The organism is Exiguobacterium sp. RIT594, assembly GCF_003339585.1.
In the GTDB taxonomy this organism is placed as follows: domain Bacteria; phylum Bacillota; class Bacilli; order Exiguobacteriales; family Exiguobacteriaceae; genus Exiguobacterium_A.
Genome location: NZ_QPKF01000001.1, coordinates 522,673 through 538,269, shown reverse-complemented (window position 1 = coordinate 538,269; position 15,597 = coordinate 522,673). Strand labels below are relative to the sequence as shown.

The following is a 15,597-nucleotide window of genomic DNA, read 5'->3' as shown; positions in this document are numbered from 1 at the left end:
CTCCTCCATTAAAAAAACAGATTCCCCTCATGACTGAAGGAAATCTGTTGGTATTATGATTGTTTGACAGCTGTCCGAATCGACAGTTCGTTCAGTTGTGCATCTGAAACCGGGCTTGGTGCCGCTGTCAGCAGATCGCTTGCCGAAGCTGTTTTCGGGAACGCAATCGTATCACGTAAGTTCGTCCGACCAGCAAGCAGCATAATAAGACGGTCAAGACCGAGTGCAATACCTGCGTGTGGCGGCGTGCCGTACTCGAACGCCTCCATCAGGAAACCAAACTGTTCGTTTGCTTCTTCTTCCGTGAAGCCAAGCAATTTAAACATCCGCTCCTGGATATCACGTTCGTAAATCCGTTGTGATCCGCCACCGAGCTCATACCCGTTCAAGACGAGGTCATAGGCTACGGCAAGGACGCTGCCCGGGTCTGTCTCGAGTTTCTCGAGATCTTCCCGGCGCGGCATCGTGAACGGATGATGGTTCGCATAAAAACGGCCGTCCGCTTCTTCGAACGTTACGAGTGGGAAGTCTGTTACCCACAGGAAGTTGAAGACGGTTTCGTCAATCAAACCGAGTTCTTTCCCGAGTTTTTGTCGCAGTGCACCGAGGCTGTCGGCAACGATCGAAGCTTTTGCTGCGACGAAAACAAGTAAGTCACCAGCTTCTGCTGCCGTCGCTTCGACGAGTCGAGCTGTGGCTGTCTCGTCAAAGAACTTCGCGATTGGACCGTTCAGTCCCTCTGCTGTCACTTTGACCCAGGCAAGACCCTTTGCTCCATAAATCGCTGTGAATTCTTGTAATTTATCGATGTCTTTGCGGGAGAACTGATCGGCTGCGCCTTTGACATTCAACGCTTTGACTTCGCCGCCTGATTCTAGCGCCATATCGAAGACTTTAAAGCCGGCTCCTGTGACCGCTTCTGCGACATCAATCAATTCAAGACCAAAACGCGTATCCGGTTTATCTGAACCGAATCGGCTCATCGCTTCTGCATACGGCATCCGCGGGAACGGTGTCGAAATCTCTTTTCCGAGCGTTTCTTTCATGACACGTGTCATCATTGATTCCATCATTGCATATAAATCTTCGACGTCCATGAAGCTCGTTTCGATATCGACTTGTGTGAATTCCGGTTGACGGTCGGCCCGTAAATCTTCGTCACGGAAACAACGGGCAATTTGGAAGTACCGCTCAAAGCCCGAAACCATTAGCAATTGCTTAAACAATTGCGGTGATTGTGGCAAAGCGTAAAATTCCCCCGGGTGAACACGACTCGGAACCAAATAATCCCGTGCGCCTTCCGGTGTCGATTTTGTTAAGATTGGTGTCTCGACTTCGAGGAAGTCCTGTTCGTCAAGGAAGTTCCGCATGATGTTCGAGGCTTTCGAACGCAAACGGAATGTCTCTTGTAACGACGGACGGCGAAGATCGAGGTAACGGTATTTCAGACGAAGATCTTCTGACGTCTGTTCCGCTTCCTCACTGATCGGGAACGGCGTCATTTTCGAAGCATTCAAGATGATGACTTCGTCTGCGACGACTTCGACTTGTCCGGTCGGGATGTTCGGGTTCGGATTTTCACGCTGGACGACCGTCCCTTTGATGTCGAGTACGTATTCCGAACGAATCGATTCCGCCAGGCGGTGCGCCTGTTCGTTTTCCGGTTGGAAGACGACTTGGACGATCCCGGTCCGGTCACGAAGATCAAGGAAAATTAATCCTCCGAGGTCACGTCGTTTTTGAACCCATCCTTTTAATTGAACGGCTTGGCCGATTGTTTCTTCTGTTACGGTTCCGTTCATGTGTGTACGTCCGATCATTATGCTTCCTCCTTTAATTTCGCGACAATCGTATCGGCGACAGCTGATAATGGCACATCAATCTGTTCACCGGTCGACATGTCTTTTAACGCTGCTGCTCCACGTTCGACTTCTTCGTCTCCCAAAATGACAGTAAAGCGGGCTTTCATCCGATCGGCCGCTTTGAATTGTCCTTTGAACTTCCGTCCGAGATAATCACGGTCAGCGGCAAGTCCTTCGAGACGCATCAATTGCAGCAGGCGTGTTGCCGTTTTTTCAACTTCTTCGTTGCCTTGCGCGACGATGAAGACATCAATCGCATCATCGATTTCCGGCAGGACACCTTCATTTTCAAGCGCCATCAACAGACGTTCGATCCCGATTCCAAATCCGATTCCCGGTGTGGCCGGTCCACCGATTTGTTCGACGAGTCCGTTATAACGTCCGCCGCCGCAAAGCGTCGTGATTGCGCCGAATCCTTCTGCTTCCGACATGATCTCAAACGACGTGTGATTGTAGTAATCAAGTCCTCGAACCAGTGTCGGATCAATCACGTATTCGATGCCGAGCGCATCCAGGTGCAACAGGACTTGATCGAAATAGTCTTTCGAAGCCGGGTTCAGGAAGTCGAGGATCGACGGCGCTGTCGCCATGCTCGGGTGATTACGGTCGACTTTGCAATCCAGTACCCGGAGCGGATTCGCTTCGAGACGGTTCTGACAATCCTGGCATAACTCGTGGGCGACCGGTTTGAAGTGATTGACCAGTGCTTCCCGGTGCGCGGCGCGGCTTTCGCTGTCTCCGAGCGAGTTGATGACGAGCTTCAGTTTTTTCAGACCAAACGAGCGGTAAATACTCATCGCAAGACTGATGACTTCTGCATCGATTGCCGGTTCTTCGCTGCCGAGTGCCTCGACGCCATATTGGTGTAACTGGCGGAAACGACCGGCTTGCGGACGTTCATAGCGGAACATCGGTCCGATATAAAAGAGTTTGACCGGTTGATTGGCGGCGCCGTAGAGTTTATTCGTCACGAATGAACGAACGACGGCTGCTGTCCCTTCCGGACGAAGCGTAAATTGTTCCTTCCCGCGTTTTTCAAGCATGAACATCTCTTTTTGAACGATGTCCGTCGTCTCACCGACACCCCGTTTGAACAACTCTGTTTCTTCAAAGATCGGTGTCCGGATTTCTTTATAGTTGTACCGTTTACTGATCTCCCGCAATTGGTTTTCAATATACTGCCAACGTTCTACTGTACCCGGAAGTACATCAAACGTTCCGCGTGGTAATTTCATCCTAATTCCTCCTTTTTGAATACAAAAAAAGTCCTCGTCCGCAAAGGGACGAGAACCTGAAGATCCCGTGGTACCACCCTGGTTGCTGAAAATTCTCAGCCACTCGGTGCAGTTAACGCCTGCCTACGATTTTCCCTACTCTGTTCGTTTCAGGAAAATACCTCAAAAGGGTCTTTCATCTAGTTCGTCTGATCACCCTTTCAGCCGGGGGGCGACTCTCTATGCAGCCGAGATCTAAATTACTCTTCTTCGTCATCGGTTCTTAATTCGTTCTGTTATCCTTTATATTGCCTCGTTCAAAAGATCCTGTCAAGACTTTGGTCACTTTTCTAAAATCAGCGTGACCGGTCCGTCATTGACGAGTGCGACGTCCATCATCGCTCCGAACTGTCCCGTTTCAACAACAATTCCCTGCTGACGTAAACGCGCGTTAAACGCTTCATACAACTCGTTCGCAAGATCCGGTTTTGCCGCTTCCGTAAAGGCAGGACGACGGCCTTTTTTGATGTCTCCGTATAAGGTGAACTGGGACACCGATAAGATTTCCCCTTCGACATCCTGCAACGAACGGTTCATCCGCTCTTCTTCATCCTCGAACACCCGTAAACCGGCAATTTTGTCCGCCAACCAGTTGACTTGCTCCAGCGTATCGTCATGCGTGATCCCGACGAGTAAAAGAAATCCTTGATCGATTTGACCGGTAACTGCCCCTTCGACCGTCACACTTGCTTCTTTGACCCGTTGTAATACGACTCGCATTTCTATCCGCTCCTTATGTCATCATGACGCGATGCACCGCATAGACGTCTGATATTTGTTTAATCCGATCAACGACCTTTTGCAAATGGTTGACGTTGTCGATTGCAATCGTCATTGAAATCTTCGCCTGTTTGCTGTCGTTTCCCTTCCCGCTGACGGCTACGATATTCGTATTCATCGCGGATACCGATTGGAGAACGTCATTTAACAGACCTGCCCGGTCAAAACCGGAGATTTCGATTTCGACGTTATAACTCTTGACTGTTTTTCCTTCGTGTTCCCATTCGACTTCAAGCAACCGTTCCGGATTCTGTTCATGAATGACGTTCAGACAATCGGACCGGTGAATCGAAACCCCGCGGCCACGGGTGATATAGCCGACGATGTCGTCACCCGGAACCGGATTACAGCAACGACTCATGCGGACTAACATATTGTCGATCCCTTTGACGCGAACCCCTTCCGGATTCTGTTTCTGCGGCCGGTCAAATGTCTTCATCCCGCTGATGGCTTCGTTTAATTCCATATTCTTCGATTCTTTGTCTTTGCGCAATTTTTCCGTCAATTTATGGGCGACTTGAGCCGCGGTCAGTCCATGATAGCCGACTGCCGCATACATATCTTCTTCCTGACCGAAGTTAAACTTCCGTGTCACGTCTTCGAGCGTCTTTTCATTGATGACGTCTTTTGGCTCGAAACCGAGTTTCTTCACTTCCGCCTCAATTAATTCGCGGCCCTTTGAGACATTTTCTTCCCGTTGCTGGCGTTTGAACCATTGACGGATTTTATTTTTCGCCTGACTCGACACACAAATTTTCAGCCAGTCTTTGCTTGGACCATAACTGTGTTTGGATGTGACGATTTCAATGATGTCACCGGTCTTCAATTTATAGTCAATCGGCACCATCCGTCCGTTGACTTTGGCACCGATTGTCCGGTGACCGATTTCTGTATGAATCCGGTACGCGTAATCAATCGGGACCGAACCTTTCGGCAGCTCGATGACGTCTCCTTTTGGCGTAAAGACGTATAACATATCACTGAAGAAATCGACTTTGACTGATTCCATGAATTCTTCCGCGTCCGCCGTATCTTTTTGGAGTTCCAAGATTTCACGGAAATGAGCAATTTTATCTTCAAAACCTGATTTGGCTTCCTGCTCTTTTCCTTCTTTATACGCCCAGTGAGCGGCAATTCCGTACTCGGCGATGAAATGCATATCGCGTGTCCGAATTTGCACTTCAAGCGGTTCACCCTTCGGCCCGATGACCGTTGTATGCAACGACTGGTACATATTCGGTTTTGGCATCGCAATATAATCCTTGAAGCGACCGGGCATCGGTTTATATTGCGTATGAATAATTCCGAGCACCGCATAACAATCCTTGATCGAATCGACGATGATTCGGACCGCCATCAAGTCATAAATCTCACTGAACTCTTTTTTCGAGTTTTGCATCTTGTTATAGATGGAATAAATATGTTTTGGACGACCATCGACCTCAGCTGCAATCTCAACTTCTTCCAGGACCTCATTGACTTCATCGATGACAGACGTGACGAGTGCTTCCCGTTCGGTCCGCTTTTGTTTCATCATCGAGACGATCCGGTAGTACTGTTGCGGGTTGATATAACGCAGACTGATGTCTTCCAGTTCCCATTTGATCGTCGAAATCCCGAGACGATGAGCAAGCGGGGCAAAGATTTCAAGTGTCTCTTCCGCTTTTTGTACTTGCTTCTCTTTGACCATGTGTTGCAAAGTCCGCATATTGTGCAAACGGTCGGCCAGCTTGATCAAGATGACCCGAATGTCCTCGGCCATCGCGATGAACATCTTCCGATGATTCTCAGCCAGTTCTTCCCGTTTCGACTTGTATTTGATTTTACCAAGCTTCGTCACACCATCGACGAGCATCGTAACATCTGCTCCAAATCGTTCCGTCAGTTGTTCCAGCGTAATATCGGTGTCCTCGACGACATCATGAAGAAGCGCGGCAACAATCGTTGTCGCATCCAAACCGATATCCACTAGTATCCCCGCTACTTGAACGGGGTGAATGATGTAAGGTTCACCCGATCGACGAAATTGTCCGTCATGCTCGTCTTTTGCGAATTGATAGGCGCGTTCGATATCTTTAACTTCTGCCTCTGTCATGTACTCCGCACATCGAGCGAGAAGGTCTTCTACATTTACGATTTGTTTATTTGTCATCCCTTATCCTCACCCAGTCCCCGGGATTGATTACGCTGAATCCCTAATATATATCCTCTATTATCGTGAAATTTTGATAATATGTCAAAATAAAAAGAAATACCCCCCCGACCACTGTCGGGAAGGTACTTGCGATTCATTAATCTGCGTAACGAATTAAGGAAAGAATATCGTATCCTTCTAATTTTTCACGTCCACCTAAACCGTCGAGCTCGATCAAGAATCCGATTCCGGCAACCGTTCCACCAAGTTGCTCGATCATTTTGATTGTCGCTTCGATTGTTCCGCCTGTTGCCAGTAGGTCATCCAGGATGACGACGCGTTGTCCTGGTTGGATCGCATCGTGATGCATCGTCAAGACATCTTTTCCGTACTCAAGGCCATACTCGACACGGACCGTCTCACGTGGTAATTTTCCTTCTTTACGGACAGGTACAAATCCGATTTCCATCGCGTATGCTGCCGGGCAGCCGACAACAAATCCGCGTGCTTCCGGTCCAGCGATGACGTCCGCTCCTTGTTTACGGGCATAATCGATCAAGGCATCGACCGACTGCTTGTAAGCAGGACCGTTTTGCATCAGGGATGTGATATCTTTGAAACTGATTCCTTCTTTCGGCCAGTTTTCGACCTCTTTTATATGCTGTTTGAACTCCATGTCATTTCCTCCTGCTTCGCCGCTTCTACCAAAGTATCAAAACGCTCTTTCAACTGAGCGAGTGACGAATAAATGTATTGTTGCTCAAGACGTTGACGTTCCTCATGACGCTTGTACGTCGCAGCTTCCGTCAAGTCTCGTTTTTCAGCGTTCGGGTTCACACCCGGCAGCCCGTCCTCCATTGTAACAAGAAAATCAAGTTCCGAAAACACTGAATGCATAAAGTTAATCGAACGTTTCGACCATTTTCGCGATTTCGACAAACGAACAAGTCCAATTCGGAGCTCATCACGGGGGCATTTCGCAAAGTAATTAAAGTAATGCTTAAATTCTTCCCGGGATGGAATCGTCTCGAAATAGTATCCTTCGTCTTTAAACGCACAGTAAATCCGTTCGGCTTCGTTCAAATAAGGCAAGAAGGCCGATTCTTCTTCCGGCAGATCCAAAAAGACGACGTTTGCCTTAGCAGATCCATTTAGCGTACGCTCGGCATATTTGGTTTGTGTTTCTTCCGAGAAGGCGACAAACGTCGTCGTATCATGCGGAAGTTCAAACACATCCGTCAACGGTTTCTTGCCACCACGGTAATCAAACAGTTGGTAATCGACGACTGCTAAATCCTGAATCATCAGTTGCGGTTTACGGAAACCGTTCCATTCATTGATATTCAGACTCCCCATTAACGACACTTCTGCGAGTGATGACACTTCGTCGACGGCGTCACCAAAACCGAATCCGATTCCATCCAGTTCGGTCTTTCCGTCGGTCACGAGAACCTTCAGGTGGGTCAAATCACGGCCAATCCGTTTTAAGTCTCGGATGCTGGCATCTTCCACGACGACACGCGGTGACGGATTCCCCATACCGAACGGTGCGAGTCGTCCCATCTCTTCAATCAAGCCGATGGAGACATCCGAAACATTCAGGCGTAAATCAATTTCTGTCGTCGCGATGAACGCTTCTTCCGGCAAACTTGCCGCTTGGGCATTCAATCGTTCCCGTAAAACACTGACGTTTTCTGATGACAATGTCATTCCGGCAGCAGCCGGATGTCCTCCGAAGTGCGGTAGTATATCAGCCGACTGATTCAACTCGGCAAAGAGATCAAATGCGGCAATCGAACGGCCAGAACCTTTTGCCGTCCCTTTTTCTGCATCATGACACAAAAGAATCACAGGTCGATGATACTTTTCAACAAGCCGGGACGCTACGATTCCGACGACACCCGGATTCCATTGATCCGAATCGACGACTAAGACACGGTCTGCCAGATAATGCTGTTCCACGAGGTCGGTCGCTTCTTCGGCAATCTTTTTGACGATATCCTGCCGTTGTTTATTTTGTTGGTCGAGTTGTTCTGCAAGCAGGCTGGCTTCTTCTATTGTTTCCGCGAGTAACATCTCAAGCGCCGGCATCGCCGAGTCGAGTCGACCGGCTGCATTGATCCGGGGACCGAAGGCAAACCCGACCGACTCTTCCGTCAACTCGTCTTCGACGAGACTGCAGACTTTCCGTAACGCTAAAATACCCGGTCGTTCACTGGCATTTAACGCTTCAATCCCTTTCGCTGCAAGCAACCGGTTTTCACCGACGAGCGGCACTAAGTCGGCAATCGTTCCGAGTACAGCCAAATCAAGCAATTCTTCCGGCACACGTCCCAATAACGCATGGGCGACCTTAAAGGCAACACCGGCACCGGCAAGCTTCGAATACGGGTAATTGGAATCAACACCCGGATGAATCATGGCGAAAGCGTCCGGCAAGACGTCTTTTGCTTCATGGTGATCGGTAATGATTAAATCAACGCCGAGTTCTTTTAAGACGGCGGCTTCCTCGATACCGGAAATTCCGCAGTCGACTGTGATGACGAGACCGAATCCTTCTTCTGCCGCCCAGCGGAACGCTGCCTCGTTTGGTCCGTAACCTTCTGTAAACCGATTCGGAATGTAGCATTCCGCCATCGCACCGATTTCAATCAACGCATGCCATAAAATCGCAGCGGAACTGACGCCGTCGACATCATAGTCTCCGTAAATCAAAATCATCTCACCTTCATCAGCCGCTTGCTGGATCCGGGCGACTACTTTGTTCATGTCCTGGAACAGGAACGGATCATGAAACGCCATTTGATCGGTTTCCAAAAACGCTTTAGCTTGATCCGCTGTCTCAAAGCCACGTTGCACGAGCAAGTGTGCGACTTGATGGGAAACGTTCACCTGGCCAGCCAGTTCGTCTATTTTAACGGAATCGACTTGCTTATCGATCCATGTTTTCTTTGAATGATACATCTAATCCCTCCAATCAACTTCATCATTATAGAACAAAACCCGCGTTAGCGATAGCTAACACGGGTCAGGTTATGAGGCTTGTTTTGTTGATTTCAGCGTCCGACCTTTCATGACGAGCCACAGTTGGGCTGCGATGAAGATCGAAGAATACATGCCCATGATCAGACCAACGAGTAAGGCAAGACTGAATCCACGGATCGCTTCACTACCGAAGATGTAGAGTGCCGCTGCCGTCATGATGACTGTGACGACCGTGTTGATTGAACGAATGATTGTCTGTTGAATCGATTCATTGACGATATGCGACAATTCACTGAACGTCACTTGACGGCCACCTTTTTCAGCAAGACCCAAGTTTTCCCGGACCCGGTCAAAGGTAACAATCGTATCATTGACCGAATAACCGATGATCGTCAAAATCGCTGCGATGAAGTACAGATTAACTTCAATCTGGAACAACGAGAAGAAGGCAATGATCATCAACGCATCATGGAGCAAAGCAAGGACAGTCGCAATCCCGTATAGCGGTTGGAAACGGAACGAGACGTAAATAACGATTCCGAGTGAAGCCAGCAAGACGGCATAAATCGCGTTACGGGCGATTTCCTGACCGACTTGTGCCGACACTGTCGAGATGCTTGGTTCTTTTTTATATTTTGCTTCAATCGTTTGTTTCATTTTCGAGATTTGCTCCTGATCGAATTCTCCGACGAACGTCACGTTCGCGAGCTTTCCGCCTTGCGCGAATTGCACACCATTGATTTCAGCGGCATCAATTCCGGCCTCTTCAATGACGGAACGAACCTCTGCTTCTTTGATCGTGTTCGTTGAAGAAATTTCAACGCGTGTTCCTTCTGTAAAGTCGATTCCGAGGTTCAAGCCGCGGAAGGCCAACAGTAGAATCGAAATGACTACAAGCGCAATCGTGATTGCAAAGTAAACTTTCCGATGCTTCACATAATCAAATTTCGTTGGATTAAAGTTCACGAATTTCATCCTCCTTTACGCCAAACCAGGTTTTTTTCTTATCAAACCAGCGGCTGCTGACGAGAAGTTGCATCAAGTAACGTGAGATGAAAACATTCGTGATGAACGTAACGGCAATCGAGACCATCAGCATGATGGCAAATCCTTTGACGGTACTTGTTCCGAAGTAATACAACACGCCTGCTGAAATCAACGTCGTCAAGTTGGCATCAAGAATCGTACCAAATGAGCGGCGGTTACCGGCTTTAAAGGCGGACAAGACGGATTTCCCGCTTCGGAGTTCATCTTTGATCCGTTCTGCCGTGATGATGTTCGCATCAACTGCCATCCCGACACCCAGTACGAGCGCAGCGATACCCGGCAATGTCAAGACTGCATTAATCCCGTTAAAGAAAATCATGACGAGATAGATATAGAACAACAATGTAATGATCGACACTAAACCAGATACCCGGTAGAACAGCAACATGAAGAGGAAGACGGCTGCAACACCGATCATTGATGCAAACAATGTCTGATCGAGGGCATCTTGACCAAACGCGGCCGAGACAGACGTCGAATAGATTTCATCCAGTTTGACGGGTAGTGCTCCGGCATTCAGGATTGACGATAGTTGTTTTCCGTATTCTGCTGTAATGTCACCACCAGAGATGATGGCTTTATCCGAGTTGATCGGCTGTTGGACCGAAGCATCGGAGACGATTTTTGAATTTTCTTTTTGAATCTCTTTTTCGTACGTATCCCCTTTTTCATAGTCGAGCCAAATGACAAGACGATTTGCAGGAGGTTGCATTTTAGACACTTGTTGTGTCACTTCATAAAATTTTTCTTTCGACTTCATTGTCAGTTCGACGAGCGGTGCGTTTGTTTGCGGATCGTATCCGACTTTCGCTCCTTTTGCCTTTAAGTCTGATCCATCAAGTAACACTTTGTCGTTGATGTCCCGGAATGACAGTTCGGCAGTCGAGGATAAAATCTGACGGGCTTCACTTTGATTTTTGACACCTGCCAGTTGAACACGAATCCGGTTGTCTCCTTCGATCCGGATGTCCGGTTCCGAAACACCCAGTACGTTAACCCGGTTTTCGATTGCCGTCAGCGTCGCGCTCATCGCATTGGAATCGATGACATCGCCTTCTTTTAGTGGTTGTACTTCATACAAGACTTCAAATCCGCCTTTTAAGTCTAGACCGAGTTTGGTGTCTTTTAAGAGCCAATTCGATGTCGTGCCAATCAAAACGAGCAGCGCGGCGACGATAATGAAGAACGTGGCCAGTTTTCCCTTCTTAATCATGCTACATTGTCCTTTCTCTCAATCCCTGTATATTTTCAGACAACTTTCTTATCCTATCCTAGCTTACATAAGAATTGGTAATCTTAGCAATCGTTTTTCTCATATATAAACAGAAAAGACGCTTCCGAATTCGGAAAGCGTCTTTTTCGAGCCTTATTCGACGATTTCGTCGTCCATGACAGTCGTAGTTTTTTTCGTAACTTCTGCGACCGCACTACGGTTAAACGTCAATTGCGCGTTACCCGACTTCAATGTGACGGTTGTCTCATCTACTTTTTGTACGACCCCATGAAGGCCACCGATCGTTACGATCGAGTCACCGCGTGATAATTGGGTTTGCATCTCACGCACTTGCTTCTGGCGTTTGTTCTGTGGACGAATCAACAAGAAATAAAACACCACGAAGATCAAGATCATCGGGAGGAAAGTCAATAGTTGTTGCATCTGAGTCAGCTCCTTTTCATTCAAATCACGTTCATTATACCGTAAAAAGAATGGAATTGTCAGACCATTTATCAGAAATTCTTTGCGTTCGGTAAATTATAACCGTATTCTTCAAAGAATTCGTCTTTGAAATCAAGCAGACGGTCTTCGCGAATCGCTTGACGGACGCCTTCCATCAACTTGACGAGGAAGTGAAGATTGTGTGTCGAACAGAGGTGAAGACCAAATGTTTCCTGTGCCCGGATCAAGTGATGGATATAAGCACGTGAGTAATTCTTACACGCATAGCAATCACATTTCTCATCGAGTGGACGGAAGTCACGGGCATATTTCGCATTCCGGACGACAAGACGTCCGCTTGATGTCATTAACGTACCGTTGCGTGCAATTCGAGTCGGCAAGACACAGTCAAACATGTCGATACCGCGAATGGCACCTTCGATCAAGGCATCCGGTGAACCGACGCCCATTAAGTAACGCGGCTTGTCTTCCGGCATGAGTGGTGTCGTAAAATCAAGAGCGCGGTACATGACGTCTTTTGGTTCTCCGACTGAAAGACCACCGACCGCATAACCCGGGAAATCAAGTGATGCAAGATCACGGGCACTTTGACGGCGTAAGTCTTCATACTCGCCGCCTTGAATGATACCGAACAATGCTTGATCCTGCGGCCGTTCGTGTGCTTCAAGGCAACGTTCCGCCCAGCGGCTTGTCCGCTCGACAGAAGCTTTCATGTATTCATGAGAAGCCGGGAACGGTGGGCACTCGTCAAACGCCATCATGATGTCAGAACCGAGGGCATTTTGGATTTCCATTGCTTTTTCCGGTGACAGGAACAGTTTATCTCCATTCAAGTGGTTCCGGAAATGGACACCTTCCTCTGTGATGTTACGTAAATCAGCGAGAGAAAAGACTTGGAATCCACCGGAATCGGTTAAGATGGCGCCGTCCCAATTCATGAATTTATGCAGGCCGCCGGCTTCTTTAATGACATCATGGCCCGGACGGACCCACAGGTGATAGGTATTGGACAAAATGATGTTCGCATTCATGTCTTTAATCTGTTCCGGCGCCATCGTCTTGACTGTCGCTTGTGTACCGACCGGCATGAAAACAGGTGTCTCGAAGCTGCCGTGCGGCGTATGGACGATTCCTAACCGCGCACCAGATTGTTTACAAGTCTTGATATGTTCGTACGTTACTGCATGTTTTGTCATCGGTTTAATTCCTCTCTCGTTAAGAACATTGCGTCTCCGAAACTAAAGAATCGGTAATTTTGCGCAACAGCTTCTTCATAGGCATGTAATATGTGTTCACGGGTCGATAGAGCGGATACGAGCATGATCAACGTCGACTTCGGTAAGTGGAAGTTCGTGATCAAGCCGTCGATTCCTTTGATTTCCTGCCCCGGATAGATAAAGATATCCGTCCAACCGGATGCTTCGACGAAATCCCCGTGATCCCGGATGACGGTTTCAAGTGTCCGGGTCGAAGTTGTTCCGACGGCAATGATCCGTCCGCCGTTTTTACGGGTCTCCCGTAAAATCTTCGCAGAGGACTCCGGTAATTCGTAGTATTCACTGTGCATTTTGTGACTGTCCACGTCATCGACGGAGACCGGACGGAATGTCCCGAGTCCGACGTGTAATGTTAACGGTGCAAGCTGAACGCCTTTATCAGTCAGTGCCTGCAACAGTTCCGGTGTAAAATGCAGACCTGCCGTCGGGGCTGCCGCACTCCCCCGTTCCCGGGCGTAGACCGTCTGGTAACGGTCCTGATCTTCGAGTTGCTCATGGATATAAGGTGGCAAAGGCATCGTCCCGAGCTGATCGAGTACTTCATAAAAAATGCCGGTGTACGAGAACTTCAGGATTCGCCCGCCATCGTCGAGTGCTTCGACACATTCCGCCCGGAGCAATCCGTCACCGAATGACAGGACAGTTCCCGGTTTAACGCGTTTCGCCGGTTTTGCGAGCGTCTCCCAGACATCTTCGCTCGTCTGCTTGAGCAATAACAGTTCGATTTTGCCGCCGGTCTCTTCTTTGACACCAAACAGCCGGGCCGGTAAGACCTTCGTATCATTGATGACGAGCGTATCCCCTGCATTAAAATACGAGACGATATCATGAAATTTTTCATGACGAAGAGCGCCTGTTTCCCGATTGACGACCATCAACTTTGAACTTGTCCGATCGAGCAATGGCACTTGGGCAATCTGTTCTTCCGGTAAATGAAAATCAAATAAATTTACATCCATCTTTAGTTTCCTTCTTTCAATCCTAAATGTTGCCGCGCAAACGGCGTCAAGACACGACCGCGTGGTGTCCGTTGTAAAAAACCTTGTTGAAGCAAATAAGGTTCATAGACGTCTTCAATCGTCTGAGCATCTTCGCCGATCGTCGCCGCAATCGTCTCAAGGCCCACCGGTCCACCGGCAAAACGTTCGGCAAGCGAACGTAACAGACGGTGATCGACATCATCCAGTCCAAGCGCATCGACATGTAAACGATCGAGGGCACTCGTCGCAAGTGTCGCGTCGATTGCGGTCTGATGCGCGACTTGTGCAAAATCACGGACACGCCGTAACAAACGGTTGGCAACCCGTGGTGTCCCGCGGGAACGAAGCGCAATGGCTTCTGCTGCCATCCGGTCTGCTTCAAAGCCAAACAAACGGGATGTCCGTGTGACAATCGCCGACAGTTCCGGCATCGTATAGTACTCCAGTTTCAGCGTCACACCAAAGCGGTCACGAAGCGGAGCCGACAACATGCCTGCCCGTGTCGTTGCTCCGACTAGCGTAAACGGCGGCAAATCAATCCGTACGCTGCGTGCCAACTCCCCTTGACCGATGACGATATCAAGACAATAGTCTTCCATCGCCGGATAAAGAATCTCCTCAATCGACCGGCTCAACCGGTGAATTTCGTCAATAAACAAGACGTCTCCCGGTTCAAGCGAAGACAAAATTGCCGCGAGATCCCCCGGCCGTTCAATCGCCGGGCCGGCTGTCGTCTTGATGCCGACGCCCATCTCGTTGGCAATGATTGTCGCAAGTGTCGTCTTCCCAAGACCGGGAGGACCGTATAAAAGCACGTGATCCAGTGTTTCCTGACGGATTTTTGCCGCTTGGATAAAGACACTCAAGTTGCCTTTCGCCTTTTCCTGACCAATGTACTGATCCAGTGTCTGAGGACGTAAACTCCACTCTTCCTGATCTTCCGCATGTGCGGATTCTGACAAAATCCGTTCTTCCACGTTCTCACCTCACATTCAATAACAACTGCAACGCCCGCTTCACATATTGGTCCGTCGACAACACTTCACCTTGAAGTGCTTTTTTGACTTTCTCGACTTCCCGTTCACTGTATCCGAGTGCCGTCAAGGCTTCACATGCTTCATTCAATTCCGCATTTCCCTGGGCAAATAATCCTTCACTTGGAATATAGTCCGGTGCGAGCTCAGCCAGTTTCCCTTTTAAATCAAGCGTCATCTGCTTCGCTGTCTTTTTACCGACACCCGGGAACTTAATCAAATAACTTTCCTTCTCCTGCTCGATTGCTTCAACAAGCGCATCGACATCTCCTGACGCCACGATGGCAAGTGATCCTTTAGGACCAATCCCTGTTACGCCAAGCAATTTCGTAAACAGCGCCCGTTCACGTCTTGAACGGAATCCGAACAAGACTTCCTGGTCTTCTCTGACATAATGATACGTATATACGATAACCTGTTCGTCTCCGGTCCGATAAAAAAACGGGTTCGGTGCTACGATTTTGTAGCCAATCCCCCCGACCTCGATCGTCACGAATTCCGCACAGACATAAGCGACTTCGCCGCGTACGAATTCTATCACTTTTG

11 protein-coding genes, 1 pseudogene and 1 other annotated feature are annotated in these 15,597 nt (G+C 48.7%); all 12 genes and pseudogenes read right to left on the bottom strand.

Going from position 1 to position 15,597, the window contains the following annotated elements; genetic code table 11:
- Positions 1–53: 53 nt before the first annotated feature.
- Complete coding sequence (gene aspS / locus DVG79_RS02625) at positions 54–1,820, bottom strand: aspartate--tRNA ligase (RefSeq protein WP_114595343.1); 1,767 nt, start codon at positions 1,818–1,820, stop codon at positions 54–56.
- Positions 1,820–3,097, bottom strand: a complete 1,278-nt coding sequence (hisS, locus tag DVG79_RS02620; protein WP_114595342.1) for a histidine--tRNA ligase — start codon at positions 3,095–3,097, stop codon at positions 1,820–1,822. The genes aspS and hisS overlap by 1 nt, the downstream gene beginning before the upstream one ends.
- Before the next feature lie 41 nt (positions 3,098–3,138).
- Positions 3,139–3,362, bottom strand: a binding site (T-box leader).
- A 56-nt stretch (positions 3,363–3,418) separates the two neighbouring features.
- On the bottom strand, positions 3,419–3,856 hold the full coding sequence (gene dtd / locus DVG79_RS02615; RefSeq protein ID WP_114595341.1) for a D-aminoacyl-tRNA deacylase: 438 nt from the start codon (positions 3,854–3,856) through the stop codon (positions 3,419–3,421).
- 13 nt (positions 3,857–3,869) lie between these two features.
- The gene (locus DVG79_RS02610; RefSeq protein WP_114595340.1) at positions 3,870–6,068 is read right to left on the bottom strand and encodes a RelA/SpoT family protein; all 2,199 of its coding nucleotides are present in this window, start codon (positions 6,066–6,068) and stop codon (positions 3,870–3,872) included.
- Between the two features lie 139 nt (positions 6,069–6,207).
- A complete protein-coding gene (locus tag DVG79_RS02605) occupies positions 6,208–6,726 on the bottom strand; it encodes an adenine phosphoribosyltransferase (RefSeq protein WP_012370959.1) in 519 nt (172 codons plus the stop codon).
- Positions 6,705–9,014 carry a single-stranded-DNA-specific exonuclease RecJ gene (gene recJ, locus DVG79_RS02600; protein ID WP_114595339.1) on the bottom strand — a complete coding sequence of 770 codons (2,310 nt, stop codon included), beginning with the start codon at positions 9,012–9,014 and terminating at the stop codon, positions 6,705–6,707. The genes DVG79_RS02605 and recJ overlap by 22 nt, the downstream gene beginning before the upstream one ends.
- Before the next feature lie 69 nt (positions 9,015–9,083).
- Positions 9,084–11,295: pseudogene (gene secD, locus DVG79_RS16225) on the bottom strand (protein translocase subunit SecD).
- Between the two features lie 153 nt (positions 11,296–11,448).
- On the bottom strand, positions 11,449–11,739 hold the full coding sequence (gene yajC / locus DVG79_RS02585) for a preprotein translocase subunit YajC (RefSeq protein ID WP_012370963.1): 291 nt from the start codon (positions 11,737–11,739) through the stop codon (positions 11,449–11,451).
- Between the two features lie 71 nt (positions 11,740–11,810).
- Entirely contained in the window at positions 11,811–12,956 is a 1,146-nt protein-coding gene (tgt, locus tag DVG79_RS02580; protein ID WP_114595336.1) for a tRNA guanosine(34) transglycosylase Tgt, read from the bottom strand.
- Positions 12,953–13,996: a tRNA preQ1(34) S-adenosylmethionine ribosyltransferase-isomerase QueA gene (queA, locus tag DVG79_RS02575; protein ID WP_114595335.1), complete on the bottom strand. Its 1,044-nt coding sequence runs from the start codon at positions 13,994–13,996 to the stop codon at positions 12,953–12,955. Before queA ends, tgt begins: the two co-directional genes overlap by 4 nt.
- 2 nt (positions 13,997–13,998) lie before the next feature.
- Positions 13,999–14,994 carry a Holliday junction branch migration DNA helicase RuvB gene (gene ruvB / locus DVG79_RS02570; protein WP_026832440.1) on the bottom strand — a complete coding sequence of 332 codons (996 nt, stop codon included), beginning with the start codon at positions 14,992–14,994 and terminating at the stop codon, positions 13,999–14,001.
- A gap of 4 nt (positions 14,995–14,998) precedes the next feature.
- Positions 14,999–15,592: a Holliday junction branch migration protein RuvA gene (gene ruvA / locus DVG79_RS02565; RefSeq protein ID WP_012370967.1), complete on the bottom strand. Its 594-nt coding sequence runs from the start codon at positions 15,590–15,592 to the stop codon at positions 14,999–15,001.
- Between the last annotated feature and the right edge of the window lie 5 nt (positions 15,593–15,597).